The 26,129-nt window shown below is 62.6% G+C and carries 25 protein-coding genes and 1 pseudogene; 6 read left to right on the forward strand and 20 right to left on the reverse strand.

The features are described from left to right. Positions 1-373: 373 nt before the first annotated feature. Complete coding sequence (locus AC0L2A_RS05390; protein WP_473607913.1) at positions 374-535, reverse strand: hypothetical protein; 162 nt, start codon at positions 533-535, stop codon at positions 374-376. 226 nt (positions 536-761) lie between these two features. On the opposite strand from AC0L2A_RS05390, the gene AC0L2A_RS05395 reads away from it, so the two are divergent. Together AC0L2A_RS05395 and AC0L2A_RS05400 are read left to right on the forward strand one after the other, a co-directional pair. After that, entirely contained in the window at positions 762-1,433 is a 672-nt protein-coding gene (locus AC0L2A_RS05395) for a Crp/Fnr family transcriptional regulator (RefSeq protein ID WP_091600388.1), read from the forward strand. Between the two features lie 139 nt (positions 1,434-1,572). After that, the gene (locus AC0L2A_RS05400) at positions 1,573-1,899 is read left to right on the forward strand and encodes a tyrosine-type recombinase/integrase (protein WP_473607914.1); all 327 of its coding nucleotides are present in this window, start codon (positions 1,573-1,575) and stop codon (positions 1,897-1,899) included. A 187-nt stretch (positions 1,900-2,086) separates the two neighbouring features. Here AC0L2A_RS05400 and AC0L2A_RS05405 read toward each other — a convergent pair. From AC0L2A_RS05405 to AC0L2A_RS05440, 8 genes and pseudogenes are all read right to left on the reverse strand, one after another. Continuing rightward, positions 2,087-2,787 (reverse strand): annotated as a pseudogene (locus AC0L2A_RS05405) (molybdate ABC transporter substrate-binding protein). Between the two features lie 321 nt (positions 2,788-3,108). Continuing rightward, entirely contained in the window at positions 3,109-4,155 is a 1,047-nt protein-coding gene (locus AC0L2A_RS05410; protein WP_287174071.1) for a glutathione synthetase, read from the reverse strand. Positions 4,156-4,169: 14 nt separating this feature from the next. Further along, positions 4,170-6,038 (reverse strand): flavohemoglobin expression-modulating QEGLA motif protein, encoded by a 1,869-nt coding sequence (locus tag AC0L2A_RS05415; protein ID WP_353682224.1) that lies wholly within the window; start codon positions 6,036-6,038, stop codon positions 4,170-4,172. Then, a complete protein-coding gene (locus AC0L2A_RS05420) occupies positions 6,035-6,862 on the reverse strand; it encodes an N-formylglutamate amidohydrolase (RefSeq protein WP_473607916.1) in 828 nt (275 codons plus the stop codon). Before AC0L2A_RS05420 ends, AC0L2A_RS05415 begins: the two co-directional genes overlap by 4 nt. Before the next feature lie 129 nt (positions 6,863-6,991). Continuing rightward, positions 6,992-7,393 (reverse strand): GFA family protein, encoded by a 402-nt coding sequence (locus AC0L2A_RS05425; protein WP_473510447.1) that lies wholly within the window; start codon positions 7,391-7,393, stop codon positions 6,992-6,994. 22 nt (positions 7,394-7,415) lie between these two features. Further along, positions 7,416-8,474 (reverse strand): Gfo/Idh/MocA family protein, encoded by a 1,059-nt coding sequence (locus AC0L2A_RS05430; protein ID WP_473510445.1) that lies wholly within the window; start codon positions 8,472-8,474, stop codon positions 7,416-7,418. A 77-nt stretch (positions 8,475-8,551) separates the two neighbouring features. Then, the gene (locus tag AC0L2A_RS05435; RefSeq protein WP_128166634.1) at positions 8,552-9,337 is read right to left on the reverse strand and encodes a ThuA domain-containing protein; all 786 of its coding nucleotides are present in this window, start codon (positions 9,335-9,337) and stop codon (positions 8,552-8,554) included. A gap of 182 nt (positions 9,338-9,519) precedes the next feature. Then, the gene (locus tag AC0L2A_RS05440; protein WP_473607917.1) at positions 9,520-11,010 is read right to left on the reverse strand and encodes a DUF2778 domain-containing protein; all 1,491 of its coding nucleotides are present in this window, start codon (positions 11,008-11,010) and stop codon (positions 9,520-9,522) included. A gap of 510 nt (positions 11,011-11,520) precedes the next feature. Here AC0L2A_RS05440 and AC0L2A_RS05445 point away from each other — a divergent pair. Next, positions 11,521-11,946 (forward strand): hypothetical protein, encoded by a 426-nt coding sequence (locus AC0L2A_RS05445; RefSeq protein ID WP_473607919.1) that lies wholly within the window; start codon positions 11,521-11,523, stop codon positions 11,944-11,946. Positions 11,947-12,121: 175 nt separating this feature from the next. On the opposite strand, the gene AC0L2A_RS05450 is transcribed toward AC0L2A_RS05445, so the two are convergent. Further along, the gene (locus tag AC0L2A_RS05450; protein WP_473607920.1) at positions 12,122-13,561 is read right to left on the reverse strand and encodes an FAD-binding oxidoreductase; all 1,440 of its coding nucleotides are present in this window, start codon (positions 13,559-13,561) and stop codon (positions 12,122-12,124) included. Positions 13,562-13,831: 270 nt separating this feature from the next. On the opposite strand from AC0L2A_RS05450, the gene AC0L2A_RS05455 reads away from it, so the two are divergent. Further along, complete coding sequence (locus AC0L2A_RS05455; protein ID WP_292595669.1) at positions 13,832-14,095, forward strand: hypothetical protein; 264 nt, start codon at positions 13,832-13,834, stop codon at positions 14,093-14,095. Positions 14,096-14,472: 377 nt separating this feature from the next. Then, positions 14,473-14,772, forward strand: coding sequence for a hypothetical protein (locus AC0L2A_RS05460; protein ID WP_091600377.1), 300 nt, complete (start codon positions 14,473-14,475; stop codon positions 14,770-14,772). Between the two features lie 56 nt (positions 14,773-14,828). On the opposite strand, the gene AC0L2A_RS05465 is transcribed toward AC0L2A_RS05460, so the two are convergent. Genes AC0L2A_RS05465 through AC0L2A_RS05475 form a run of 3 tightly spaced genes read right to left on the reverse strand, consistent with a single transcriptional unit; the run spans position 14,829 to position 17,892 of the window. Then, positions 14,829-16,118, reverse strand: a complete 1,290-nt coding sequence (locus tag AC0L2A_RS05465) for an NAD(P)/FAD-dependent oxidoreductase (protein WP_473607921.1) — start codon at positions 16,116-16,118, stop codon at positions 14,829-14,831. Then, positions 16,115-16,828: a methyltransferase domain-containing protein gene (locus tag AC0L2A_RS05470; RefSeq protein WP_473607923.1), complete on the reverse strand. Its 714-nt coding sequence runs from the start codon at positions 16,826-16,828 to the stop codon at positions 16,115-16,117. Before AC0L2A_RS05470 ends, AC0L2A_RS05465 begins: the two co-directional genes overlap by 4 nt. Next, entirely contained in the window at positions 16,825-17,892 is a 1,068-nt protein-coding gene (locus tag AC0L2A_RS05475; RefSeq protein ID WP_473607924.1) for a type III polyketide synthase, read from the reverse strand. The genes AC0L2A_RS05470 and AC0L2A_RS05475 overlap by 4 nt, the downstream gene beginning before the upstream one ends. An 892-nt stretch (positions 17,893-18,784) precedes the next feature. On the opposite strand from AC0L2A_RS05475, the gene AC0L2A_RS05480 reads away from it, so the two are divergent. Next, a complete protein-coding gene (locus AC0L2A_RS05480; RefSeq protein WP_473607926.1) occupies positions 18,785-19,453 on the forward strand; it encodes a phytochelatin synthase family protein in 669 nt (222 codons plus the stop codon). A 32-nt stretch (positions 19,454-19,485) separates the two neighbouring features. Here the strand turns inward: AC0L2A_RS05480 and doeB are convergent, their stop codons facing one another. From doeB to ehuC, 7 genes are all read right to left on the reverse strand, one after another. Beyond that, complete coding sequence (gene doeB, locus AC0L2A_RS05485; protein WP_473607927.1) at positions 19,486-20,487, reverse strand: N(2)-acetyl-L-2,4-diaminobutanoate deacetylase DoeB; 1,002 nt, start codon at positions 20,485-20,487, stop codon at positions 19,486-19,488. 5 nt (positions 20,488-20,492) lie between these two features. Further along, complete coding sequence (doeA, locus tag AC0L2A_RS05490; RefSeq protein ID WP_473607928.1) at positions 20,493-21,683, reverse strand: ectoine hydrolase DoeA; 1,191 nt, start codon at positions 21,681-21,683, stop codon at positions 20,493-20,495. Positions 21,684-21,721: 38 nt separating this feature from the next. Then, a complete protein-coding gene (gene eutC / locus AC0L2A_RS05495) occupies positions 21,722-22,714 on the reverse strand; it encodes an ectoine utilization protein EutC (protein WP_473607930.1) in 993 nt (330 codons plus the stop codon). Beyond that, on the reverse strand, positions 22,711-23,703 hold the full coding sequence (eutB, locus tag AC0L2A_RS05500) for a hydroxyectoine utilization dehydratase EutB (protein ID WP_473607931.1): 993 nt from the start codon (positions 23,701-23,703) through the stop codon (positions 22,711-22,713). Before eutB ends, eutC begins: the two co-directional genes overlap by 4 nt. 186 nt (positions 23,704-23,889) lie before the next feature. Continuing rightward, positions 23,890-24,696, reverse strand: coding sequence for an ectoine utilization protein EutA (gene eutA, locus AC0L2A_RS05505; RefSeq protein ID WP_473607932.1), 807 nt, complete (start codon positions 24,694-24,696; stop codon positions 23,890-23,892). A 37-nt stretch (positions 24,697-24,733) separates the two neighbouring features. Beyond that, on the reverse strand, positions 24,734-25,393 hold the full coding sequence (gene ehuD / locus AC0L2A_RS05510; RefSeq protein WP_091600368.1) for an ectoine/hydroxyectoine ABC transporter permease subunit EhuD: 660 nt from the start codon (positions 25,391-25,393) through the stop codon (positions 24,734-24,736). 16 nt (positions 25,394-25,409) lie between these two features. Continuing rightward, a complete protein-coding gene (gene ehuC / locus AC0L2A_RS05515; RefSeq protein WP_287174034.1) occupies positions 25,410-26,069 on the reverse strand; it encodes an ectoine/hydroxyectoine ABC transporter permease subunit EhuC in 660 nt (219 codons plus the stop codon). Positions 26,070-26,129: the final 60 nt, after the last annotated feature.

Genomic DNA, 26,129 nt, shown 5'->3' on the forward strand with positions numbered 1-26,129 from the left:
GCCGAGGCGTAGCTGCTGCCGGCGGCCAACCGTTTCGGGATCGAGGCCGGAGCGATCCTGGTGCGCTCGATCGTCGTGCCGGCCGCGCCTGCCTCCGCATGACGGATGGCGCGGCTTCGCAAAGCGCACATGATTTCGTCACGTGAGATGCCGATGTCGACAAGAACGTCATCGGGTAAACGGCTCAACTGGTCCGTTGCCGACAAGAGAGCTTTTCGCTCGGCGCGGAGGCGTAACCACCTGCGAAATGGACCGATGGCGGCAGCATGAATTATAACCATGATCAGATCGTACCTTCATTGATCTGAATTGACCGGTACGGAACGGCGCGAACGGCACTCCGGGCGAGAGCGTCAGCCGTCCGCGAGGCAAGTTAGGCGTAGTGATCGATGGATTGGTTTTGCCGCGGCGTGCCCGCATGGCGGGCGGTGGCTGGCCCCGGGCCACGCATATAATAAAGCTCCGGCCGGTAGCGCGGCGCGGCGAATTTGCGAAACGCCGCAGCAAGTTTTGTGACGGGAGCCAAGAATTTCATGACCGTTCCCTTTCCCTTCGCCGGCTTGAACACGAGCCGGCAGGCCTGGATGTTTGCAAACAAGGATATGCCAGTCGAACCAGGCTCGGCTGTGGGAATTCCCACACCGGGAAAACATTGGAAAAATCCGCTCCCAGTTTGCTTTCCGGAAAGCGGGGCCTGCGGCCATCAAATTTCCTTGGATAGGGAGTAAGATGAGGTACACCTGATTGAACAAGAGGCTGTTGTGACAGGCTCTCCGGCCTTCATCTCAAGACTTTGCGATGCCGACCTCGCCGCGCTGACCAAACGGTGGCACGAGCGCAGCTATCGACACAACGAGCTGATCATTTCCCACGGCGACACTGGTCGCGATGTCTTCTTCCTGCTGGAAGGACGGGCTCGCGTGACACTGGTTTCAGCGGACGGCAGGGAGATAGCGTATCGCGATGTCGAACCGGGTGACATTTTCGGGGAGCTCGGAGGCATTGACGGGATTGCACGCTCTGCCAGCGTAGTCGCGCTGGAGGCAACCCGCGCTGCACGGCTGTCCGGCACAGCATTCCGAGATATCGTGATGACCCACCCGACTTTTGCCTGGATGCTGCTTGAGCATCTGTCTGCCCAGCTCCGGCGCATGACCGAGCGGGTATTCGAATACAGCACTCTGGTCGTGCGAAAACGGCTGATCGTCGAGCTCCTGCATCGGGCGGAGAAAGCCGCACTCGTGGACGGCGAGGTGTCCATAAGCCCGGCACCGACGCATTCCGAGCTGGCGGCAACGATGAGCACGCACAGGGAAGCGGTCTCGCGCGAAATGAGCGACCTCGCCAAGAGGGGCCTGATCGAAAAGCGCGGCAGCAGGTTATTGCTGCATGACGTCTCGGCACTACGGGCGCTGGTCGACAAGAAGGAATAGCGAAGGCTGTCGCTGCGGCGGGGGGCACCGCACGTTTCATACTCCTCGGCCGCAAGTGATTATTCCTTCCGGCAAACCGGGCAACCTAGCGTGCCAGCGCGCGGGTCGGGCTTTGATCGCTTCACCCCTTGCAAGAATCATGACTCGGCTTCTTGATGCGGCACGGAACGTCGATCGACCCGATCTCTCTCGTCGTCTCGCGATAGTCCACCAGCCACGCAAGCTGCCGCTGGTGCTGAGCGCCGAGGAGGTAGCGCGGCTGCTCGAAGCCGCGCCGGGGCCGGAATACAATGCGGCGCTCGGCACGGCCTATGGCGCCGGGCTGCGGGTTTCCGAGGTGGCGGCGCTCAAGGTGACCGACATCGATTCGGCGCGCATGCTGATCCGCGTCGAACAAGGCAAGGGCCGCAAGGATCGCCACGCCATGCTGTCGCCGCAATGTGACGAGCATACCATTTCGCATTGAACCGGGCGACCTGCAGCCGCGATACATCACTGAACGCGAACGGCCTCCGCAAAGAGGCTGTTCGATGCATGGGCTGCTTTTCCGCGTTCCACCCGGCTGAGATGTTGAACGCTCTTTGCCTGCGCGGCTTAGGCGAATGCCTTGGCCGGCTCGGTAGCGCCATATGCGGACGTCGCTCAATGCCGGATTAGGTCTGCTTAGGACGCCGTTCGATGCCTGTGGCCGCGAGGGACTCTCAAGGTCGGGCGAGGACAGGAAGTTCAGCAACTGTCTAGCGGCGCCTGTGTTCGTGGCGGCACTTATGGCGAGGTCGAAGTCGACGTGGCTCTGGAGTTGCACAGGGAAAGGACCAATGAGAATAACGTCAGGGGCGGCAGCGAGGATGGAGGTTACCGGAACAACTGCCAACTCGGCTTCGCCACGAGCCACGCTGGTCGCCGTCTGCCCTCCCAATATAGGCACTAGTTTTGGCCTCACCTCAGCCGCCAGTCCCAGCCGTTCGAGCAGGCCGGTGAAGTAGCCACCGCTGGTTCCGTCGCTAGCGTAGGCGATCGACTTGGCATTCTTCAGGGCGTACTCGAACGCTTCGATGGAGTCGACGCGGAACGCACGGCCGCCCGCCTTTGCCGCCACGCCCATGCTGATCCGGCCAAATGGCACTTGGCTCCCCGCCAGCACCCATCCGGTTGCAGTCAGGTCCCGAACTAGATTCGGATTGGTGATGACCAAGTCGAAGGGCTGTCCTCGTTCGATCTGAGCCTTCACCGTCGGGTTGAGTTCCCACTTGTTCGCTACGCTGAGCCCAGTCGCCGTTTCGAACGACGCGATGATAGGGAGGACTGCCGGCCGGACCGCAATGGCTCCAAAGAGCTGGATCTCATCGCCCATTAACGCGCCCCTTCTGCGCTGGATGCTCTCTCACCATATACGGAATGTCCGCATCGGGTCATCAGTGCTGGTTGCCGCGAATGTCGGCTATCGGGTAGCAAAACGGGTTGATGAAGGTCGGCTTGGGGTCAGAACTTGCCGTAGAAGTTCTCCGAACGAAGGGCAGACAAGGATTGAACTCGGTCGTTCAGAGTGATTGGATTCTGCCCTAGTCTGGAAAGAGCAGGCCGGCGTCTTCAGCCGAATGTCGCCAGAGGCTCAGTGCGAACCTCAACCCACTTGCCGTCCTAGTTGGCCTGCTAGCCGGCCTGCCTGCATCCCTCAGAGCGTCGCCAGCCGCGAATTTGTCATGGCCGTTCCATAGGCTTGCCGCAGCGTCCGCTTCTCCTCCAGCGCAATGATGACGCTTGTGGCAAAATCCGTCTTGTACATGACGGCGAGCCGTGTCAGCCCGCCTGGCGTGAAGACGTTGATCTCCAGAAGCTTGTCCCCGACGATGTCGAGCCCAACCAGAAACATGCCGTCATTGATCAATTTGGGGCGCACCATCTCGGCAATGCCCAACATCGTGCCTGTTACCTTGACTTTGCGGGCTGTTCCGGCGGCATGGATATTGGACCGGACGTCGCCCTTGGCTGGAAGGCGGCGAAAGGCTGCGTAATTGCCGTCGCGCACCAGCGGCAGACCGTTCATCAGGAAAAGACGCACGTCACCAGCCTTGGCCTCCGGAATGTAGACCTGCGCGATGAGATAGCCGTCACCGCTGGCCGCTTCGAAAATCTGGTTGAGGTTGGAATCGGTGGGCGTTGCAATATGGAAGACGTTCTTGCCACCCGATCCTTGGAGTGGCTTGACGATGCAGCCCTTCGAGTGTTTGTCGATAAATGCGCGGATCTCGGTAATGCTGCGCGATATCAGGGTAGCCGGCCTGACCGCCTCGGGAAAAGACTGAAGGTAGAGCTTGCTCTGCGCCTGTCCCAGGCCATCCGGATCGTTGACGACAATCGCGCCGCGAGCCGCCGCGAGCCGCCCGAACATAACGCCTGCGTTGGCGGCCCATGGCCGATCGGTGGCGTCCAGCGATGGATCGTTGCGCAGAAACACAATGTCGATATCGCTTATCGCCAAAGTCTTTTTCTGCTTCGCTGCATCCTTCAGGGCAGCATGCAGTCTGTCGGACGTCTTGTAGGAAGCATCCGGCAGAACCGCTACGCTGACAGCCAGACCGTCATCCGGACGCAGTATGAAGTCGCCTGGTTCAACATAGACAACGGAATGGCCGCGCTGGACGGCGGCCAGCGCCAACGCTGTCGTCGTGTAGGCGGGCGTCTCGCTCTCAATGGAATTGACAAAGAACGCAATGCGCATCGAGGAGACTCCGCTCAAGTTTCAACCATATCGATCGGACCGATTCCCGCCATCGCTTTCTTGAGACGCGGACGCGCCGCGTCGGAAGAGAGGAACGCGGGCTCGAGGCGCGGCGCCCGCAGCAAGCCGCGCGCGTTGAGTTCCTGGATCGCTCCGAAATGCGCGGCGGAGATCTTGCCGATCCAGAACGGCGTGAGGCTGCCGCCGTCCTTCAGATGATCGAGGATCTGCACCATGCCCCGCAGATAGATGGCGTCCTTTGCAAGGCCCCCGCCTCGATAGACACGCAGAACGACGTTGAAGGCGCCGCGATCATCGAGACCGAAATCCCTGTGGAGGATGCGGAAGGTCTCTTCGAATGTTGCTCCGTCGAGCATCGCCTGACAGGCGATAACCCTGGCCGCGATCAGCCTCAACCGCGCTGCGGTCATGCCGCCTACCAGATATTCCGCCAGCACGGCCAGTCCCTCCTGCATGCCCTCATAGCCGGCGAGTCCGTTGCGGAAAATGGCGAGCCCCTGCGCATCGCCGTTGAAATAGGTCAGCAGATGGACACCGATCTCGTGACTGAGCAGCGCAGTCAGACGCTCCGGTGGAAGGTTGGTATCGCGTGAAACCAGCAGCCGGTTTCGAGAGACGAGGAGGCCGGCCGGCAGGTCGCCGCGGATCTCCACGGAGGCATCGAATTCGGGATAGGCTGCCCGGTAGCCGGCGATCATGTCTCGCGCGGCCGCGGCGACAGCGTCGGCGCCCAGGCCCTTCTGCCGGGTGGCCGACGCAACGCTAGGCGCCTTTTCGAGAATGGCGCGTGCTCGCGCCGCCAGGCTCGGCTCGACGCTACCATAGAGAGCTCGTCCGAGTTCGACGAAGCGAGGCGTTTCGCGCGCCGCGAGCATCGACAGCTGGAGATCGAGTTCCTGCTGCTTTTGCGAGAGCAGCGTGGTCAGCAGCGGATCTTCCAGATGATCGAGCGAGACCGAATAGAGCTTCCGTTTCTGGCCGGCGACCTCGAACTCGAGCGGCCTGTAGAGCAGTACGGGCACACGCTCGAAGGCGCCTGCCTGGAATTCCAGCCAGGCTGGTTCGGCATTGATCGGTGTGACGGCAAGCAGAAAATCGAATGTCGACGCGACGTTGTCGATCGCCCGATCAGCGCGCACCACCGCGTCGATATAGGCGCGCCGCCCCAGCGAACGATGGGTTGCCGGCTGTTCCAGCCTTGATGCCTTCAGGAAGGCGCTGACGGCCTGAAGCGCGGAATCGACCATGTTGGCGACGACAAGGTCGTGGAGTTCGGGGTAGACGCGCTTGGTTCCAGGCACCCGGTAAATCGGTGCGAAACGTACCGTCAAGCACGCCGCATCGCCGAGATCATCCAGAAGCCGTGCTTCGGCGCGTGTCGTGGGGTTGAGTTCGTCGACGCGGGGCGTGCGGTATTTTGCTTCGCGTGCGGACGCAGCGGTGGCGAAGCGCTTCAGTGCCGCCTTCTCCGCCGCCGTGTCACCGCAGGCCAGCGCAATCTCGAAGGGCGGCAGGAACGGAACATCTTCGGTCAGGAACCGGTCTTCGGCCAACTCGCCGATGTCCAGCATGAGGAAGGCGCCGCAGTGATCGCGCAGCCTTCGCACCACCAGCCGCGCGGCCTCGCGGGCGAGGCCGATGTCGGCCGCGATCAGATAGGACGCGTTGGCGGAGACGGCATGGAATGCCGCATCCTGATGCGACCCAACATGGACACACAGAAAGGGCAGCGGCCGATCCATGTGCAAACGGTTGCCATTGCCGAAATCGCGGCGGATTGGCTTGCCGTCCCGCAAAAGCGCGTCCAGGTCCGATTCGATTTGCGCCAATGGAGGCGCGGGCTCAACGAGCTTGGGCTTCATCGCATGGCCCGCAGCGCCGACTCCAGGACGGGCACCGTAGACGCCAGCATGGCGCGCAGCCGCTCGATTGTTCCCCAGTCGGGTTCGCCACTCCATTCGTCCATGAAAATCTTCTTGAACTCGACGGCGATGGCACACCCGGTTTCCGGAAAATTGGCATGGACGAAACGAGTCTGTTCGCCCTTGCCCTGGAAGGACACATTCTCGCGCACATCGATTGGCTCGCCGTTGAGACGCTGGCCGCGAAGCGTCTCGATGAAAGCGTCGACGACCGGTGCCCAGCGCTCGCGGTCCATGGAAGACGTACCGATGTTGATGTCGGGCGCGACGTCACGGGACGTAGGCATAGCCTCCCGTCCGTCGCGCCGGTGATTATAACTATGGACGTCGATGAGAACGAACCCGCCATGGCGCTTCTCGATACCGGCAAGGACACGGTTCAGCTCACTGTAGAAGGCGTCGTGAAAGGAGAGAGACTCCGTAACGATGTCCTCGTCCGGCTGCTCTCGCCAGACTTTCAGGCCCCAGGACTGGTCCGGCGACCGGTAGACCGCAGCGTCTCGCGCACGGTTCAGATCCACTTGGAAGCGTGACCGATGAACGATGATCTGGGTAGGAAAATCGGCGATGAAACGCTCGGTGAACGGGTCCTCTTCTCGACGCCGGTCGGGATCGGAGAGACACATGAGCGATCGACAAGCCCTGCCAACGTCGGTGCCGCTGTGGATAGCTGTACCGACTATAGGCGACTCTCCGAGCTTGATCGTCCAGCCTGCCGGTGATCCACCCGGATCATTGTTGCCCGGATCATTGTTGGAAGTCATCGTGTTCACAGTCCATCGAATGCGTGGAGAGTGTGGACGGTTCCAATTCATCGAACAAGCGATCGTTGGCTCGCCCTGGATCAGCAGGCTGAACCGTCCAAAAACGTCAGCCGAAGGTGGCCGACGGCTTCAGCCGAACGTCGCCAGAGGCTCAGTGCGGACCTCGACCCACTCGCAGCGCCGGCTGTCGTGATAGAACGACAGGAAGGGCCGCGGGAACGATGGGTCGGCGAAAGCCCCCACCGGAATGGCGATCAGACCGGGCTGGACATCGATCCGGTAATGGACAGTGGTGCCGCAATCCGGGCAGAAACTGTAGATGACACGGCCGCCTTCGTCGCCAACGCGCGTGAACTCCGCCGCTCGTCCCTGGATCGACACATCATTCTCCGCAAACCGCGCATTGAAGCTGAACGCGCTGCCGGTGCGCCGCTTGCAAGCCAGGCAATGGCAGACAGAGACGCGTACAGGCTCGCCCGAACAGGTGGCTGACAGCTGACCGCAGGAACATTGGGCGCGGCGCGTGACCATGGCTGGCCCCTTTCAGCGAACATCAATGGGTTTCGGCATGGGTCCTGAGCTCAGCCCTCTTCTGGTCGGAGACGACGGCAAGGTCGAGCACCTTCTGCAATTCGGCCGCGTGGCGGAACGACGGCTCGGCCTGGACGCGGTTGCGCACCGCATCGACAAAACGCTGGTAGTTGGTCGGCACCGTTCCGGCATCGAGAACCTGCCATTTTGCGTTCTCGATGTCCTCGCCCATGCACGCTTTCAGTTCCGAGTTGGTCAGATTGTGCACGACCTCGATCCCACCCTTGTCGCCATAGATGCGCAGCCGCAATTCGTTGAGATGGCCGGTTGCCCAGCGGCTGGCATGGACGACGCCAAAAGCGCCGTTGCTGAAATCCAGCGCCATGGTGAAACTGTCGTTGGCGTCGAGCTCGTACTCGCCGATCCGGTTGCCGGGCGCCTTGTCGAAGGACCTGAGGCGGCAGAACACATGGTCGATGTCGAGCGCCGCGCCATAGCTGGCGAAATCGAGTATGTGGATGCCGACATCGCCCAGCACGCCATTGGAGCCGTGGCCGCGCGACAGCCGCCACAGCCATTTCGGATCCGTGCGCCAGTCGCCCCAGAACTTGGAGACCAGCCAGCTCTGCAGATAGGATGCTTCGACATGCCTGACCTGGCCGATCTCGCCGGCAAGCACCATGGTGCGCGCCCGCTGCAGCGGGGCGACGTTGCGATAGGTCAGGTTGACCATGTTGATGATGCCGGCTTGCTCGGCGGCATCGGCCATTTCACTGGCCCGCTGGTAATTTTCGGCCAGCGGTTTTTCGCACAGCACTGGCTTGCCCGCCGCGATCAGCATCATGGTGGTCGGATGGTGGATGCGGTCTGGCGTCACGTTCGCCACCGCGTCGAACTTGTCCCATGCGAGCGCGTCTTCCAGCGACGCGAACCTGTTGGGGATTGCGTAGCTGTCCGAAAACTTGTCGACACGCGCGCGGTCGAGATCGACGGCGCCGACCAGTTCGACGCCTTCGATCCTGCTGAACTGCCTGGCGTGTTCCTCCGCCATCCAGCCGGTGCCGAGTATCAGGAGACGCATGATTCTTATCCTTAGGATGAGGCCTTATCTTCTTGTTCGATCATGGTTTTTCAGAACCGAAGGTTCGCGACAGCGGTCTAGCGAAAACCGGCTTCGCCCGCGGCATGGAGCTTTCCGCCGCGCTCGACGATCGGCTCGAGCGCCTTTTCCACCGGCACGTTCGGCGCATCGAGGATGGCTGGATGCGCGCCCTGCGGGTTGTGCGCCCATTTCACCGCATTGCGCAGCACCTTTTGGACATTCGCGTCGTGATAGGTCGGATAGGTCTCGTGGCCGGGCCTGAAATAGAAGATGTTGCCGGCGCCGCGGCGCCAGGTCAGCCCCGACCGGAACACTTCGCCGCCCTGGAACCAGGAGATGAAAACCGTTTCCAGCGGTTCCGGCACGGCGAACTGCTCGCCATACATCTCCTCGTTCTCGAGCTCGAAATACTCGCCGATCCCGGCGGCGATCGGGTGGTTGGGGCTCGTTACCCAGAGCCGCTCGCGCTCGCCGGCCTCGCGCCATTTCAGCGTGCAGGGCGTGCCCATCAGCTGCTTGAAGATCTTCGAGAAATGGCCGGAATGAAGCACGATCAGCCCCATGCCTTGCCAGACGCGGCGCGCCACGCGCTCGACGACTTCGTCGGCGACGGCGCCATGGTCCTTGTGTCCCCACCACACGAGGACATCGGTTTGCGCCAGACGGTCGGCCGGCAGGCCATGCTCCGGTTGCTCAAGCGTCGCCCACGATACGGAAATTTCGGGGTCGAGCTTCAGCGCGTCGGCGATCGTTGCATGCATGCCCTCGGGGTAGATCCCCGCCACCACCTCATTGGTCCGCTCATGGATATTCTCGCCCCAAACGACAGCGCGTATCGTCATGACATTCCTCTTGATCGGTTGAAGCCGCCGCCCCGGTCAGGTCAGTCATAGTATCCTCGGCCGGGAATGAAAACGGTTTCGAGGCTGGCTGCTGACAATTGGCTGGAATTCCGGCGGGACAGCGCCCCCTCTGTCCGGCAGGACAGATGGGGGCGCGAAGGAGCGCTACATCAGCGGCTTGCTTAGCCGCGCACGACGAGGCGTTTGATCTTGCCCTTCTTGAACGCGGCGAGGAAGCTGGCGTAGTCCTTGAAGACGACGCAGCCGCTCGATTCCCCGCGGCGGCCGCGCAGCAGGTAGGTGTGCGCAAGAAAGCCGTCCCGGCCAAATTTGTTCTTGCCGTCGATAGGAGTGAGACGCAGCGCCTCCACCCCATGGAAGCGCGATTCACGCAGCCTCAGATCGTAGGTGTGGGGCGGCGTCGGGCCGGCATTCTTCCGGTTGGCGTAGCGCGCCTGGTCGGCCATCGAGCCCAGTCCCGAATGCGCCTCGAGCCGCGAGCCGTCCGGCATATAGACGGTTTTCGCCGAGATGTCGTAGACGGCGACGCCGCTGCCGGGCTTGGTGAACAGGTTGCCGAAGACCCCGCCGCCCCCCGCCGGGCTGTCGGGTTTGGCATAGGCCATCATGTCTGCGGCCTTCGATCGCTTGGCCGGCTTGCCCGGCTTGCCCGGGCTGCCCTGCATGTCCTCTTGCATGCTTGGTTTCGCCGCCGGTGACGAACTCCTCGGCGACAAGGCTGGCGCCCGGGGCATCTCGACCTGCGGCGCGGCGGCGGTCTCCACCCTGTTGGCTTTGGATGGCTGAGACTGGGCTTTGGCGGCCTTCGATGCCTGGACCTTGGGCGCATTGGCCTTGGGTGCCCTAACCTCGGGTGCCCTAACCTCGGGTGCCTTGACCTCGGGCGCCTCGTCTGACTGATCGATTTCCGCCTGCGGACGCCAAGTCGGCAAGGGAACGCTGCCGGGCATTGCGTCCTGCGGCGGCAGCGACGCCATCTGCACCTCGCCCTCTTGCGTGGCAGCAGGATCGGCCGTCGTCGCCTGCGGCAGCACGTCGATCATCGCTTCCGGCAATGCATTCGCAAGCGCCAGCGCCAGCCGGGAGGATCGGTCGATTTCCGCAATCTCGGGCCCGAAGCGCACGGACGCGGGACCATGCTGATCGGCCAGGCGCACCGGCTCCGCAAAGCGCTGGTCCGTCGGCAGACTGACGACCGCAAACCGCGCGGCCCCGCCGGAGGCGCGGGCAAAGGCAGCAGCAATCTTTTGCGGCGATAGCGCCGCTTTCGCCACCACGCTGTCGAAGCGCGATTGCGGTGAGATTTCGGCGACAAGCTGCACAGCATCCGGCCGCGCTAACGGCTTGAGACGCCCTACCTTGTCTTCATGCACGAAGCTCGCGGCGGCCTGCGCGCAGCCGGCATTGCATCGGCCGAGCAGCGACGCCTCACGCTGCCGGCTTGCCAGTGACGGCGCCCACGAATTGGCCCGTGGATTGACAAGTGTGTGTCGGGGATCGGCGAGCGCCATGGAGCGCGGCGCGAGCAGGTTTTGCGGAAGACTGCTGGAGGCGGCGGTGAGCGAAGTTCCCACCGAATGGAGGCCGGCCACGGTCGCAGCCGACCACAGCGCGATCGCAGCGCCAACAACTGGAATCGCGACCCAGCGCAAGCCGGGCCTCATCGAGGGCAATCCACTGTCAGGATTGTCACCCCGGTTATTAAAACGCATCAACGCCATACAACCAAACCTCAATCGGCCTTGCGGCATGCGGGCTCGCAGCCGTCACAATCACAGTCGCCTGGTGCCCCCCGGCACGCTTCACGTCTGTTGCCGATTGAATCAAAAGATGGACAAACTTGGTTAACCAATCCCTCTACCGATCGCCGATTGGGCGAAGGTCGATATCAAAAAAAGTTCCCTCCAAAACTATGAAAATGGCGGAAATGCCCGCCGTATCAGGCTTTGCTGCCCGTTTTTGCCGGTCGAGTCAAGAAACCGAAAGGATTAGACCTTGCCTGGCCGGCCAACTGAAGGCCGTTTCGGGATAAAAAAGCCTCGCATCACCATGGTCGTCTCCGCGGAGGCCCAGTTGCCGGCGCCGCCTTGCATACAGGTAAATTCGCTTGTGCTAATATACTTCGGTCATGCACATTTGTGCGTCAACAAAGGGAGGATGCGATGGAAACCATGACTCGCAGGTCTGCAATTGCGCTCGGCGTCACGGCCGCCGCGGTAACGCCATTGTTCGCTTTGGGGACGCCTGCAAGTGCAGCCAAGCAATACGGCCCGACTGAAGGCAAGGAGGTTGCGCCCGGCGTCAGAGTGGTGGAGGTCGGCACTGGCAACTCCGACATTCCCGCTTACAAGAGCATCTCAATCGTCGACTTTGTCTTTCAGCCCGGAGCAGTGGCTCCTGAAGAGGTCATGGACAACGACATGGTCTGCACGATCGCTGCCGGCGAATTCACGATCAAGAAAGCAGACAAGGAGTTCAAACTCAAGGAAGGCGACATGTACACTTGCGCCAAGGGCAAGACCGACGGTGCCACCAACACAAGTGCCGTGGTCGGCGTGCATCGAATTGCGATCTTGATACCTGCCTAGAGCAATTCCAGGAAAAGTGTGCTACGGTTTTCCTGGCAAAAGCGCATAGCGCTTTCCCTAGGGAATTGCGAAAAAACAAATAGCTAGAGCGGTTCAGCGAACGGCTCTAGCGCATGATCCGAAACGAGGCCCGCGTCCTCCGTTGGAGGCGCGGGCCTTGTCATGCCTGCGCAGACTATGCGGCACGCTGCGCTTCCATCGGCCGCAAATTCTGGTTCATGCGGAACAGGTTCAGCGGATCATATCGCTGCTTGATTTCCAGCAGCCGCCGATAGTTGCCGCCATAGGCTGCTTCGACCCTGTCGACCTCGTCCCCGGGCATGAAGTTCACATAGGCCGTACCGGCGGCATAGGGCTTGGCTGCTTCATAGAGACCCCGCGCCCAGTCGATGCAGGCCTGGTCCATTTCCGGTTCGCGCCAGCGGGCGTGGACATTCATGACGTAGTGCGCGCTGCGTTGCGGAAACGCCGTTGCATCCGCTGTCACCCGGCCCGCGGCACCGCCGACATGGCCAATGAAAATCTCGCATTCGGGGCCGGGAAGCCTGGGTATCGCCGCCGTGACGACCCCCACCGCGCTGTCGGAAAGCTCGGTGAAGTCATGGCTCTTCCAATAGTTGCGGGCGCCAGGCGTCAGCAACGGATCGAATGCCTGCTGCCAGCCGGTGAACGGGTTGGGACCGACCACGTCTGCAATCGGTGTGCCGATGGCGCGAAGCGTCTGTGTCGCCTTCTCACCCTCCTCAAGGTCGCCGCAATAGCACATGGCCAGGACCAGCACCTCCTTGCCATGCCATTCGGCCGGCAGGAACGGCAGCGGCGGCGCCTGCCGCATGACCACCCAGCAGGTCAACTCATTGGGCGCTGCTTCGAGCGCCGCTCGGTATTCCCGCAACACGTTTTCGGCATCGGCGAAGGGATGAACGACAAGCCCCGACAGCACCTGCGGACCGACTTGGTGGAGCTTGAACTCGAAAGCCGTGACGATGCCGAAATTGCCGCCGCCGCCGCGCAGCGCCCAGAACAGATCCGGATTTTCGGTCTGGCTGGCGCGCAGCAGCTTGCCGTCGGCGGTAACCACATCGGCGCAGAGAAGATTGTCGATGGTCAGGCCGAATTTCCGCGTGATCCAGCCGAAGCCGCCGCCCAGCGTCAGGCCCGAAATGCCGGTGGTCGAGTTGATGCCGGTCGGCACCGCCAGTCTGAAGGCCTGTGTCTCCGCGTCGACGTCGGCGAGTGTCGCGCCAGGTTCCACCCATGCCCGCCGCGTCGCCGGATCGACCCGCACCGACTTCATCGGCGACAGATCGATCATCAGGCCGCCGTCGCAGACTGCGCTGCCGGCGATGTTGTGGCCGCCGCCGCGAACCGCGACGAGCAGCCTGTTTTCCCTGGCAAAATTCACGGCGGCGATAACGTCGGCGGCACCGGCGCAGCGCACGATCAGCCCGGGACGCCGGTCGATCATGGCGTTCCAGATGCTGCGTGCCTCGTCATAGGCGGCGTCGCCTTCCCTCAGCACGGTGCCACGCAATTGCGCCGAAAGCGCCTCCAGGGCCGCGGCATCGACCGTCGTCTTGCCGGGTTCAAGCGTGGTGAGGCTCATACTGTCCATGGCTTTCCTCCCGATGTTTTTGAGCCGTTTTTCCCTACACCCGTCTCGAAGTGTGCCCTTATATTAGAAGCCGCGCAAGTTCCTAGTCGCTTGCTGAACGGTATCGCGCAACGCGCATAACGGTCAGCTCTCATTGAGGTAAAAAGCCGGGCAGGCCAGGCCGAGATGAGTGCTGGATCGCTGTAGACGATCTCGTCGGTTCGATCGGAGGAACTACGCAGCGGTCGGCGGAGTTAGGCGTATGAGCAACCAATGCAGAGGAGAGCTCTGATGGCACCGCGCAAAAAACCCGACGTTTCGCCCGAAGGCCCGACCATCGAACAGCAGGATTGGGACGCGATCAAAGGCGGTAAGATTCTGCCAGACAGCGTGCCGGGAAACGGCGACATCCGTTACGACCTCGAGAAGGAGGCTGAACTGCCCGAGGAAGACGACGACAATCCGTACCAGGAGAGCGACGAGGCGCTGCCGGACGACGAAGAGGAACGCGCCCTCTCGCGCAACCCCTCGAAGCAGGATATCGACGAGCCGTGAACGGGGCAACATTCAATAGCGCGGCCAGCCGCGCGGTTCCGGTCCAAATTCCGTGAAAGTTCGCTCCAGCGACAGAAAAGGCCCACGGGGAGGAAGCGCGGGGCCTTTGTCCGAATGCCGGTGCGAACGGCATTCACAGTCGCTGGAGTAGAACGACTGCGCTTCCAACCGTGGCCGGCGGATGTTTGTTCCATCGAAACCGAAAAGAGATGGTGCTCGTTCGCTGTTTCGCCAGCATTGCTGCCCAGCATTGCTGCTTGGATTGCCATCGGCCCCGACCCGTCGATCACGATTTCTGTCTGACGGAACAACTCCAAAAAAAGCTCGTTGGATAATCATGATCGCGCCCAGCGATGCAACTCCAATGGAGAGCCACCATGATGAAAAAAATTCTTTCTGCAACCGTACTCAGCATCGCCCTTGCCACTTCCGCGATGGCGCAATCAGACGGCACTGGATCCGGCACCACCGATCCGGGAGCGGCCACCGGGACAGGCACTGGCACCATGGCTCCCGGCACCGATAATGCAACTCCTGCCGATCCGAACGTAACCGGTTCAACAACCGACGGCGGCGACGGCATGGGTGATCGGTGCAAGGAAACCGCAGGCGCCGATGCGAATACAAACTCCGCCAGTGGCACTGCAACTGCAGACATGGAGAATTGCCCCAAGTGAGCTAGCGCTGTTGAGGTCGCGACTACCCTTGGGAGCGGACGAACCCGCACCACCTGTCAGACAAAGCCGGGAACCGGCTTTGTCTTTCCGCTCAGTTGCGCGCCTAAGGTCAGCGCTTGTGGGAAATTCCGGACAATCGCCGCCATCCAGGTTGCGCTGCCTGGACTAACGGCAATCCCGGCAAGTGCGGCGGCGGCGTAGACCCGCGTTGAAAACAGACTTTTCCAGGCCGCCTCGTAGCGTCTGCCGGCCATCTCCCGCCCTGCGCGGCCGTCTGGCGCGCAAGAGAGTTCGCAAGCCAGCAGCCAGCCGGACTGAAGCGCCATCGAGATGCCCTCGGCGATGACAGGGTGAGACTCTCCGGCTGCATTGCCGACGCGAAAGATGTCGCGTTCGTAGCCGGAGCGAATTCCCGGCCGGATCGGACCTGCGGCAAGCCACGGCCCGTCGACGTCAGCTGACTCTAGTGCATCCCTCACGCCCCGACAGGATTCCATCAGATGACGGGAGACCGCCTCGGCGGCCGACAAATGGCTCTGGTGGCCGGGGTGTTTGCGCAACTGTGCGAGCATATCGCGACGAATGCAGCAAGAGATCGACAGCCGGCCATGATCCGCCGAAACCATGCCGCCATAACCGCCAGGAAATATCAGCAGGGGCATGAAATCAGGCGCCAGGGACGACCCGGTGAAATGCGCCTTGAAGCCGAACAGGTCCGAAGGGCGGTTGGTCTTTCCAAGCTGGCTGGGCAGCGGTCCTGGCTCCCAGGAGCCGTGTGCGGCGACAATCACCGGCGCGCGCAACATCGTCGTTTCAATTTCGGCTTGAATTCGCACCAATTGCGCCTCGCCATCTGGGTCGATGGCGACGGCGCGGCAAGGCTGAAAGATCTCGACGCCAGCCGATCGCGCCGCCTGCAAAAGCAGACAGTCGAAAACATCCCGGCCGAGCGCCCTGCCGAAACCATCTTTTTTCTCGCGGCGCCCATCCTTTGCGGGAGGCCCGTCTTTTGCAGGAGGCCCGTCTTTTGCAGGAGGCCCGTCTTTTGCAGGAGGCCCATCCTCTGCGGGAGGCATTGGCGCCTCGGCGCAGGTCTCGCCGGAAAACAAGCCGACGCGGCGGATTTCGGGGCCGGCATTGGCACGCCAGGCATCGCCGATCTCCAGCTGGTCCAGAAGCGCAAGATTGCTTGCCGATATATATTCGCCGCAGACCTTGCGGCGCGGGAACACGCTCTTTTCCACAATAGCCACGGCCCATCCGCACCGGGCAAGCGTCAGCGCGACGGACGTGCCCGCCGGGCCGGCGCCTATGATGATCGCGTCATGGGTCGACAATCGCGTCATAGAACATGACCGGCGCTGGCGCCGACGAAAATGTGGGAAAAAAGGCCGGCGCGCCGTTCCTCGACCGGTTTGCCGTTTGCCGCGAGCCAGAGACCGGAAAGCTCGTTGCCGCGAAAGCCGGCACGCACACTTTGAGCCGCGTCGTTTCGTGTGACGTCATTGGCGCCGATCGCCGGGAGAAGACGGGTCGCGGCCAATGCGAATTTGGCCCGCAACGGTTCTGTCGCCAACAGCAGCGGAGCCTTCGGCGCCATCAGCGAAAACAGACGCACGAGCCCGGCATCGTCGAAATGATGCAGAAACAGATTGACGGTGATCGCGTCGAACCGCGTGCCCTCATTCTTTCTCGCCCAGTCGAAGACATCGGCGGCGACGCCTTCGACCGTCCATCCCAGCCCGGCGAAATCACCACGCAATTGCGCGGTGATGAGGTCGACGCGGTCGAGCATTACCAGTTCGACCCCAGGCCAATGCCCGGCCATGCGCCGCGCCAACGCCAGCATGAAGGAACCATCGCCGGCGCCGATCTCCAGAATCCGGCGCGGCGGCCCTGGCACGAATTTCCTGAGCAGCGACGCCATGATCCTGGCCTGAAACATCAGCGCGTTGATGCGGCGGAGGTCACGACGCGCCGCAAGCGCTCGCGGATCGTCGGCCGCAAGCCCGTCGAGGATTTCCGGCGCAAGCTGGCGGTGCTCCAGGCTGCTCATGACGCCGTTCGGAAAAGCATGGTTTCGGCCGCCAGCCCGGGTCCGAACGACATGCCGCAGCCGAGCATGCCTGGTGGCGCCTTCAGCATCTCTTTCATCACGAACATGACGGTCGCCGACGACATGTTTCCATATCGGCGCAACACCTCGCGCGATGGCTCCAGCGCGCTGGGCGCGAGTTCCAGGGCCCGTTCGACGGCGTCGAGCACCGAGCGTCCCCCCGGGTGCACGGCCCAGAGGTCGATCGCCTCGCTCGGCCGACCACCGAGGATGGCGTCGTGATTGCTCCGCAATGCTTCCTGGATTGCTGCCGGGACCTGGCCGGAAAGAACCATTTCGAAGCCGTGGTCACTAATGCTCCAGCTCATCAGATCCCGCCGCTCGTCCGCCACGATGCCGTAGAAGCTTTCGAGCTCGATGCCGTGCGGCTCGGCAGTGACGAGCGCAGCCGCACAGCCATCGCCCCAGAGGCAGAACGACAGCAGCTTTTCCAGTTCGCTGGTTTCCCGCAGGTGCATCGTGCAGAGTTCGATATTGACCAGCAGGACCCTGGCCTGCGGGTCGGAGCGGACGATGTGGCGGGCAAGCTTGAGGCCGTTGATCGCCGCGTAGCAGCCCATGAAACCGATCATCGTGCGTTCGACCGTGTCCGGCAGGCCGCATCGCGCAACCAGCTCCAGGTCGATGCCTGGCGCTGAAAAACCGGTGCAGGTGGTAACGATGAGATGGGTGATGCGGGAAGCGCCGCCACCAAGCTCCAATCCGTCGACGCCTTTTTGCGCGAGAACAGGTGCGGCATGACAGAACATTGCCATTCTCTCGGCCGTTCCAGGAAAGGCGCCCCGGATGAACTTCCCGGCCAGATCTGCTGATGGTCCTTCGGGGTCGCCGGCAGGTGCAAAGCAGGAATAGCGGTGCTCGATGCCGGCAACGTCAACCATGCGTTCGAAAATTCTTCGGCGATCGGCCGCAAGCATGGAGGCGGCGAAACGCAGATAGAATTGATGAACCTCGTGCTCCGGCACCGCTGTCGCGATCCGGTTAATATACGCTTTGGCCGGCATATTCGGTCTCCTCGGCGTCGCGCACGGTATTTTTCAGGACCACCACCGGAGGTGCTTGGTCATCGGCACCAGGTGTCGGGCAACAGGCATTGAGTGTTGTTGATGAACGTTTCTGAGAACTGATTTCATCCCACCTGTGCTGTTGCCAGGCGATGCTGCGGTTCGCCGGCATGTAGGAACATAGGCTCCATCACCGAGGCATCAACCGAAGTGCCCTCGCTTCGGGCCGCGGCGCCATTGCTTCCGGCCCTCGGTAGGCACTGTCTTTTTGCTGATCGATGGAACATTAGCGAATACTAACGATTGTAGGATGACAGCGAGTATCTCCCGGATATTGGCTGCTTGATCGGGCCCCCGGTCGGCCCGCGCTCCTCCAGAGGCGCGGGCCTCCAGTCCAAAGAGTAATTGGCGGCTTAAGGCTCAGTTTTGGAACGAGAATGCCGTGAGGGCGTTCGCCATAATTATCGCGAGCTGCCACAAGGCTCGCGGCAAAGAGAAGGAGAGCTGTCATGAACAATATCATCTGGCTGGTCGGGGCCGTCGTTATCGTAATTGCGATACTCAGCTTCCTTGGGCTTCGTTAGGTTTCGCCTTTAGCGACGCCTACGCCGAGCAAGTCGTAATTTGGGTCGTCTCTGGAAGCCTGAGGTTTGCAGGCGCAGCAGCTATTGGCGCTAACGAAACGACCCCGCTCTTTCACCGGCGAAGTTCCCTGCCCGATCCATACTCTCCCAGACCCAGCGCTCACGGGGATGAGCGGCGGCAGCCGGCTTGGCAAGCGGCCGGTTACGGTTGCTGCAGGACCAGATTGCGACTGGCCGGGTGCGGCGCCGATTGACGTTACTGTGCCTTTTCTTCATTCTCATACTGCTGCCTGCTCCGAGATTCAGCAATGAAGCGCAGTCTCGTTTTCGGTGTGATTGTGATCGCCGTCGTCGGCTTGCTGGGCGGCGCCGCACTTTTGATTGCCGGCCAGTCCAGAGTTTCGCAAGACGCGATCCAGTCGTCGGTTACCCGCACCGCTGAATTGATCGACAGCGCTTGGAAGCTGCCCGTGGCTGCCGCGTTCAATGCCGACGTCACATGGCAATCAAACGGATCAAGGTGTGGCCCGGCAAGTGTCGCCAACACATTCCGCTCCATCGGCGAGGAGGAGACAACCGAAGCCGAAGTCCTCGCTGGAACCGGAAAGTGCTGGACCGGCTTTTGCATCATCGGGCTCACGCTGGACGAGCTTGCCGAGGTCGCTCGAACGAACACCAAGCGGAAAGTCTCCGTGCTTCGGGATCTGAGCGCCGATGCATTTCGCGAGCACATGAAGCGCGCCAACGATCCCGGCCGCCGTTACATCGTCAACTTTACCCGTGAGAAGATTTTCGGCGCCGGCGCTGGCCATTTTTCCCCGGTCGGAGGATATCTGGAGGCCGAGGACATGGTTTTCGTCCTCGATGTAAACGAGGACTACAAGCCCTGGCTGGTCGAGCGAGAGCGCCTGTTCTCAGCCATGGACACAATCGATAGCGATGGCGACAAGAAACGCGGCTTGCTGCTGATCGAGTAGCATTGTCGCAAGCAGTGTCGATTGCCTCGCCTTCAATCGACCAGCACGGCGACCACGGCGGTGCAGTCGCCCGCCTTGACCAGTCCGGGGAAATGGCGGGCAGCCAATAGACCCGACATCCTTGCCTTGATCTCCTGAGGTGCGGCACCGGTGCGGCCAATGGAGTGGATGCGCGCCAGGACCTGGCCCTCCTCGACAGGCTCGCCGAGATCGATCATCGTTTCGATCATCCCGTCGTCCTCGGCGAACGAGAAGCAATCGCCCGACGGCATGTCGAGCCAGCGGGTCGGCTGCATCTCGACCGCACCGGCGACGATGCCGGCATGGCGCAGTACATTGAGCACGCCGCGACGGGCGATCCGCACCGTTTCCGCGCGCGAAGTCCCACCGCCGCCAAGCTCGGTGGTGATGAACAGCTTGCCCATCTCTTCGGCGGCAGTGTCGAACATGCCGACCGCATCGATCTCCAGCATCTTCATCGACCACGGCGCCGAGAACGCTTCGACCGCGGCGAACCCCTTCGCCTCCAACTCCTTGTCGGGCCGGATATGGGCGGCGCAGAACGGCACGAAGTCGAGCGTCTTGCCGCCGGAGTGGAAGTCGAGCGCGACGTCTGCGCGGGGGAGCAATTCTCGTTGAAAATAGTCCGCGATCTTCTCGGTCACCGTGCCGTCGGGCCGGCCGGGAAAGCTGCGGTTCAGATTGCCCTTGTCGATCGGCGAGGTACGGGTGCCGGCGCGGAACGCCGGATAGTTCATTGCCGGCACGATGATCACCGTCCCGCTGACTTGCTTGGGATCGAGCGTGCGGGCGAGATCGTAGAGCGCCAGCGGCCCCTCATATTCGTCGCCATGATTGCCGCCGGTGAGCAATGCGCTTGGCCCGCTGCCGTTGCGGATCACGCAGATCGGGATCATCACCGATCCCCAGGCGGAATCGTCACGGCTGTACGGCAGGCGCAGGAAACCGTGCTGCACGCCGTCGCGATCGAAATCGACGGTCGGCGTGATTGGCGATGGGCGAAGGCTGGACATCGGGCTCAATTCTTCACCACCAGTTTGCGCGGCACATTGGCCAGGCACTCGACCCCGGTCTCGGTGATCAGGATGGATTCGGTGATCTCCAACCCCATCGTCTCCAGCCACAGGCCGGTCATGAAATGGAAGGTCATCCCGGGCTTCAGCTCGGTGCGGTCGCCGGGGCGCAGGCTCATCGTGCGCTCGCCCCAATCCGGCGGATAGGAAAGCCCGATCGGATAGCCGGTGCGGTTGTCCTTGACGATGCCGTATCTCTTCAGCACCGCGAAGAAGGCGTTGGCGATGTCCTCGCATATATTGCCAGGCTTTGCCGCGGCCAACCCCGCCTCCATTCCCTCCAGTGTCGCCTTTTCGGCATCGAGGAATTCCTGCGTCGGCTTGCCGAGGAACACAGTCCGCGAAAGCGGACAATGGTAGCGGTTGTAGCAGCCGGCGATCTCGAAGAAGGTGCCCTCGCCCGATTTCATCGGTCGGTCGTCCCAGGTCAGATGCGGCGCCGACGCATCGGCGCCCGACGGCAGCAGCGGCACGATCGCCGGGTAGTCGCCGCCAATCTTTCCCTCTGGCCCGTCGACGCCGCGCGTGCCCGCATCATAGATCTCGGCGACCAGATCGCATTTGCGCATGCCGACTTCGATCTTGTCGACGATGCGCTGGTGCATCGCTTCGACGATGCGGGCGGCCTTGCGCATGTAATCGATCTCGGTCGGGCTCTTCACCGCTCGCTGCCAGTTGACGAGTGCCGTAGCGTCGACGAAGCGGGCGTTGGGCAGGTGTTTCTGCAGCGAAGCGAAGGCGGCGGCCGAGAACCAGTAATTGTCCATCTCGACGCCGATGCTGAGCTTGCCCCAGCCGCGATCGGCCAGCACCTGCGACAGAAAATCCATCGGGTGGCGTTCGGTCGACTGCACATAATGGTCGGCATAGCCAACGATGTTATCGTGCGCGAGATAGGCGGTGCGCTTGGCGCCGTTGGCGTCCTGGCCGCGCCCGTACCACACCGGTTCGCCCGACGGCGGCACGATGACGGCCTGGTGCACATAGAACGACCAGCCATCATAGCCGGTCAGCCAGGCCATATTGGACGGATCGCTGACAACAAGCAGATCGACGCCCTTGGCTTCCATGGCCTTCCGAGTCTTGGCGAGGCGATCCGCATATTCGCCGCGCGAGAATTTCAAATTGGGCTGCATTGTTCTTGGTCCTCGTTTGTTGGGCCTTGCGGCCGGTATCAGCTTTCGAAAATTGTCCCGGTGTTGGCCGCCTGGGCACGGTCGCGGGCGAGCGTGGCGATCGCCGTGTCCTGCACGCCGGTGCCGGTGAGGTCCGCGATGGTGATGTCGCTGTCCGAACGGCGGCCATGTCTATCGCCGGCGATGATCTGGCCGAGCTCTGTGATCTCGGCATCGGCTGCCATCACCCCCGTCGCGATGGCATGATGCAATTCGCCCAGCAGCCGCGTCTGCTTCGCGCTGTCGGCGACGTAGAGATCGGCCATGCGCAGGATCGCCGGCGCGATCTCGTTCTTGTGCTCGGCGTCCGAGCCCATAGCGGTGATGTGCTGGCCGGCCGAGACGAAGCCGGCCTTGATCAGCGGTTCGGTCGACGGCGTCGTGGTGACGATGATGTCGGCGCCGGCCGCCGCCGTGGCCGCGTCGGGCTCGGCGCGCACGACGATGCCCAGTCTTTCGCGCAATGCATCCGCCGCGGCTTCGGCCTTGACGGCGTCCCTGGCCCAGATGCGGGCCTCGGCGATCGGCCGCACCAGCATAAGCGCCTCGAGCTGCAGCCCCGCCTGGACGCCGGCGCCGAAGATCGCGGCGACAGAGGAGTCGGTTCGCGAAAGATGTTTCGCCGCGACCGCTCCGGCCGCCGCCGTGCGGATGTCGGTCAAATAGCCATTGTCGAGCAGCAGCGCCTCGACCAGCCCGGTTTTTGACGACAGCAGCACCATCATGCCGTTGACGCTGGGCAGGCCGAGCTTCGGATTGTCGAAGAAGCCGGGACTGATCTTGATGGCAAAACCGTCGATGCCAGGCACGTAGGCGGTCTTGACGTCGACCTCGCCGCGATGCTCGGGAATGTCGAGCCGCAGGATCGGCGGCATCGCCACCGGCAAGGTGGCAAGCGCTCGGAACGCATTTTCGACGCAGGCGACGGCATCGAGATCGAGCTTCACGATCGCGCGCAATTCGGCTTCGGTGAGTATCGTCATCCGGCTCATGCGGCGCTCTCCTCAATTGCTTCGCGACAAACGACTTTCCTGTGCAGCGTCATGTCGATGTTGCGGCCCGACAGAATGAGCACAGTGGGGCCGCTCGCCCCGACCTTGCCGGCAAGCACGGCGGCGATGCAAACCGCGCCGGCGCCTTCGACGATCTCGCGCTCCTGATCATAGGCATGGCGGATGCCGGTGGCGATCTCGTCCTCGCTGAGCAGGATTACGTCGTCGAGCAGGTCGCGGCACATCGAGAAGGTCAGCCGGTTGTCGAGGCCGATACCGCCGCCGAGCGAATCCGCCAGCGTCGGCAGTTCCTCGACCAAAACCGGATGTCCGGCATCGAGACTTGCCTTCATCGCCGCACCTCGCGTCATCGAAACGCCGATGACCCTGGTGCCGGGGCTGACGCCCTTCACGGCAACGGCGACACCCGCCGCCAGCCCACCGCCGGACAGCGGCACCAGCACCAGGGCGGCGTCCGCAACCTGCTCGATGATTTCCAGCCCGAGCGTGCCTTGCCCGGCGATGATATCGGGATGGTCGAAGGGCGGCAGCATGATCAGGCCGTCTTCCGCGACCAGCCGGTCGACCTCTTTCTGCGCATCGTCCTGGCTGTTGCCGACGATGCGGATCTCGGCGCCGAGCCGGCGGATTTCGTCGAGCTTATTCTGCGGCACCAGTCGTGACATGCAGATCGTCGCACGCATGCCTTCGAGCTTTGCCGCATGAGCCAGCGCCCGGCCGTGATTGCCGGTCGAGGCGGCGACCACGCCGCGCGCCTTCTCCTCGGCGTTCAGCGAAGCGATGGCGTTCGAGGCGCCGCGCAACTTGAAGCTGCCGGTCGTCTGCCGATGTTCGAGCTTGAGATAAACGGGCGCGCCCAAGTGCCCGGAAAGACTCGGGGAAAGCACGGTCGGCGTGCGCTCGACCTTGCCTGCGACGCGCTCGCGGGCGGCGCGGATATCGGCAAGGGTGATTGAGGTAAATGGCATGAGTTGGCGCTGCCCCTCACCTGCCTGCCGGCATCCTCTCCCCGTGAACGGGGAGAGGGGTGCTCTCATCGACGGCTTCGCCAACCAATGACGTCGCAGAATAGAGTGCGAAGCAGCAGCCAGTCCCCTTCTCCCCGTTCACGGGGAGAAGGTGCCGGCAGGCGGATGAGGGGCGGCGCTGACTTATCAAGCCTGACCTCCTCGCTTCGACATCTCACCTTCTGGCAACGGCAGCGTCATGAGACGGCCGAATTCGGCGCGCCGCTCCTCGTCGCCGCAAAGCCGCAGGCAGTTCCAGGCCGTTGCCTGATTGCTGGTGACGACCGGGCGGCCGATCGCCTCCTCCATGCCGACGACGGCAAGTGCGGCCCGCAACGCCGTGCAGGAGACGAACAGCGCGTCCGCTTGCGCGTCGGTCGTATTGGCTGCCAGATCGACCAGCGTGGCCGGTGCAATCCGCGCCATCTCGCGGTCGTCGTCGAAGCCGAGACAGGTAAAACTGGCGATCTCGAAACCGTGCGCCGCGAAATAGACGGACATCGGCCGGCTGGTCTCGACCGTGTAGGGAGTAAGAATACTGATCGTCCTGGCGCCCAGCGCCTTCAAGCCGTGCACCCCTGCCATCGGCGGCGTAACCACGGGTACGCCGGGCTTGGCCGCCTGCACCGCCGCCTCGATCTCGGCATCGCCGATGACGACCGAGGCTGAGGTGCAGGAATAGCAGACCGCGTCGAGCGGCTCATCGGGCAGGATGAGCGCGGCGCCCGCCGTCAGCGACGGCTGCATCTTGCGCAAATTGTCCGGCGTCGTCGGATTGGCATAGGGAATGCGCGCGACATAGACGCCGATCCGGTCGCTTGCCACCATGCGACGAAAATCCGGTTCGGTCGTATGGTCGGTGGCAAGGATGATCAGGCCGACGCGCTTTTCCAGCGGACGCGCGTCGAGCGCCGGCCGTGTCGAGTGCAAGCGGATGTCGACTGCAGCGGTCACCATGCGCTCCTTGCCAACGGTTTGGTCGAAGGAACTGTCATTTTTCAATGCGCCCGTAGCGGCGTTCCAGCCAGCGCAGCAGCACGACCGAGAACAGGCTGATGACGAGGAAGAAGGCGCCGACCAAGGTCATCGGCTCGACATAGCGGTAGTAGGTGTTGGCGACGCTCTTGGCCTGGTTCATCAGTTCCAGCACGGTGATCGCCGACAGCAGCGGCGTCTCCTTGAACATGGCGATAAAATAGTTGGCAAGCGCCGGGATCATCGGCGGGATCGCCTGCGGCATGATGATGTGGGTCCAGGTCTGCCTGGCGTTGAGATTGCAGGCCTTGGCGGCTTCCCACTGGCCGCGCGGCACATTGTCGATGCCGGCGCGATAGACCTCGGCCGTGTAGGTGCCGTAATGCAGCCCGAGGCCGATGACGCCCGCCACCAGTGGCGGCAGCAGGATACCGATGTCCGGCAGCACGTAGAAGATGAAATACAGCTGCACCAAGAGCGGCGTGCCGCGAATGAACTCGGCGAGGAAGCCGACGCTGCGCGACAAGCCCTTGTTCGGCGAGCGCCGCGCCAGCGCGATGGCCAACCCCACGATCGCGGCCAGGACCGAGCCGAGCAGCGTCGCCAGGATGGTGATCTTCACGCCCTCGATCAGGGTCGGCATGATCTCCCAGACGAAATTCCAATCCCACTCCATTACGAGGCCCGATCCATCAGACGCGCACCCCGTCGAGGCCGCGCGCCATGCGGCGTTCCAGCGAACGCACGCCCCAGGAAATGATCAGCGCAAGGGCGAAATAGATGACGAGAATGGTGGTGAACGGCACCAGCGTGTTGCCGGTCTGCGAGCGCACGACCTGGGCCTGGAAGGTCAGGTCGGTGAGCGAGATCAGCGAAACCACGGCGGTGGCCTTGAGCAATTCGATGGCGTTATTGCCGAAGGTCGGCAGCATCACCAGCAGCGCCTGCGGCAGGATGACATGGCGCATGGCTTGCCAGCGGCCGAGATTGACCGCGGTGCAGGCCTCGTACTGTTCGCGGCCGATCGACTGGATGGCGCCGCGCACCACCTCCGCGCCGTAGGCGCCGACATTGAGGCCAAGCGCCAGCACGCCGGCCTGCAGCGGCGTCAGCGAAATGCCGATGAAGGGCAGCACGAAATAGGCCCAGAACAGCTGCACGAAGATCGAGGTGCCGCGGAAGAATTCGATATAGGCGGTGGCCAGCGCCCGAATGGCGAAAAAACGCGACAGCCGCCCCAGCCCGGCGAGAAAGGCCATGATCAGGGCAAGCACCGACCCCATCAGCGTCAGCTCGATGGTAACAAGCGCTCCCTGCAATATCAGGCCGAAATAGCCGGACCATTGGGTCATGAAGTTCGAATTTCCAGCGTTTTACGGTTATAGTCTTGGCCTCTTCTCCCCGTTCACGGG

Source organism: Mesorhizobium sp. WSM4844 (genome assembly GCF_055811775.1).

What these genes read in the sequence shown, in the direction of transcription:
- ehuC (WP_287174034.1), bottom strand. Translation starts at nt 26,069, where the DNA reads ATGACCCAATGGTCCGGCTATTTCGGCCTGATATTGCAGGGAGCGCTT.
- AC0L2A_RS05410 (WP_287174071.1), bottom strand. Translation starts at nt 4,155, where the DNA reads ATGCGCATTGCGTTCTTTGTCAATTCCATTGAGAGCGAGACGCCCGCC.
- AC0L2A_RS05450 (WP_473607920.1), bottom strand. Translation starts at nt 13,561, where the DNA reads ATGGACAGTATGAGCCTCACCACGCTTGAACCCGGCAAGACGACGGTC.
- AC0L2A_RS05460 (WP_091600377.1), top strand. Translation starts at nt 14,473, where the DNA reads ATGATGAAAAAAATTCTTTCTGCAACCGTACTCAGCATCGCCCTTGCC.
- doeA (WP_473607928.1), bottom strand. Translation starts at nt 21,683, where the DNA reads ATGCAGCCCAATTTGAAATTCTCGCGCGGCGAATATGCGGATCGCCTC.
- AC0L2A_RS05415 (WP_353682224.1), bottom strand. Translation starts at nt 6,038, where the DNA reads ATGAAGCCCAAGCTCGTTGAGCCCGCGCCTCCATTGGCGCAAATCGAA.
- doeB (WP_473607927.1), bottom strand. Translation starts at nt 20,487, where the DNA reads ATGTCCAGCCTTCGCCCATCGCCAATCACGCCGACCGTCGATTTCGAT.
- AC0L2A_RS05390 (WP_473607913.1), bottom strand. Translation starts at nt 535, where the DNA reads ATGAAATTCTTGGCTCCCGTCACAAAACTTGCTGCGGCGTTTCGCAAA.
- AC0L2A_RS05475 (WP_473607924.1), bottom strand. Translation starts at nt 17,892, where the DNA reads ATGCCGGCCAAAGCGTATATTAACCGGATCGCGACAGCGGTGCCGGAG.
- AC0L2A_RS05455 (WP_292595669.1), top strand. Translation starts at nt 13,832, where the DNA reads ATGGCACCGCGCAAAAAACCCGACGTTTCGCCCGAAGGCCCGACCATC.
- AC0L2A_RS05400 (WP_473607914.1), top strand. Translation starts at nt 1,573, where the DNA reads ATGACTCGGCTTCTTGATGCGGCACGGAACGTCGATCGACCCGATCTC.
- AC0L2A_RS05430 (WP_473510445.1), bottom strand. Translation starts at nt 8,474, where the DNA reads ATGCGTCTCCTGATACTCGGCACCGGCTGGATGGCGGAGGAACACGCC.
- eutB (WP_473607931.1), bottom strand. Translation starts at nt 23,703, where the DNA reads ATGCCATTTACCTCAATCACCCTTGCCGATATCCGCGCCGCCCGCGAG.
- AC0L2A_RS05480 (WP_473607926.1), top strand. Translation starts at nt 18,785, where the DNA reads ATGAAGCGCAGTCTCGTTTTCGGTGTGATTGTGATCGCCGTCGTCGGC.
- ehuD (WP_091600368.1), bottom strand. Translation starts at nt 25,393, where the DNA reads ATGGAGTGGGATTGGAATTTCGTCTGGGAGATCATGCCGACCCTGATC.
- AC0L2A_RS05420 (WP_473607916.1), bottom strand. Translation starts at nt 6,862, where the DNA reads ATGACTTCCAACAATGATCCGGGCAACAATGATCCGGGTGGATCACCG.
- AC0L2A_RS05465 (WP_473607921.1), bottom strand. Translation starts at nt 16,118, where the DNA reads ATGACGCGATTGTCGACCCATGACGCGATCATCATAGGCGCCGGCCCG.
- AC0L2A_RS05425 (WP_473510447.1), bottom strand. Translation starts at nt 7,393, where the DNA reads ATGGTCACGCGCCGCGCCCAATGTTCCTGCGGTCAGCTGTCAGCCACC.
- AC0L2A_RS05445 (WP_473607919.1), top strand. Translation starts at nt 11,521, where the DNA reads ATGGAAACCATGACTCGCAGGTCTGCAATTGCGCTCGGCGTCACGGCC.
- AC0L2A_RS05435 (WP_128166634.1), bottom strand. Translation starts at nt 9,337, where the DNA reads ATGACGATACGCGCTGTCGTTTGGGGCGAGAATATCCATGAGCGGACC.
- eutC (WP_473607930.1), bottom strand. Translation starts at nt 22,714, where the DNA reads ATGAGCCGGATGACGATACTCACCGAAGCCGAATTGCGCGCGATCGTG.
- AC0L2A_RS05470 (WP_473607923.1), bottom strand. Translation starts at nt 16,828, where the DNA reads ATGAGCAGCCTGGAGCACCGCCAGCTTGCGCCGGAAATCCTCGACGGG.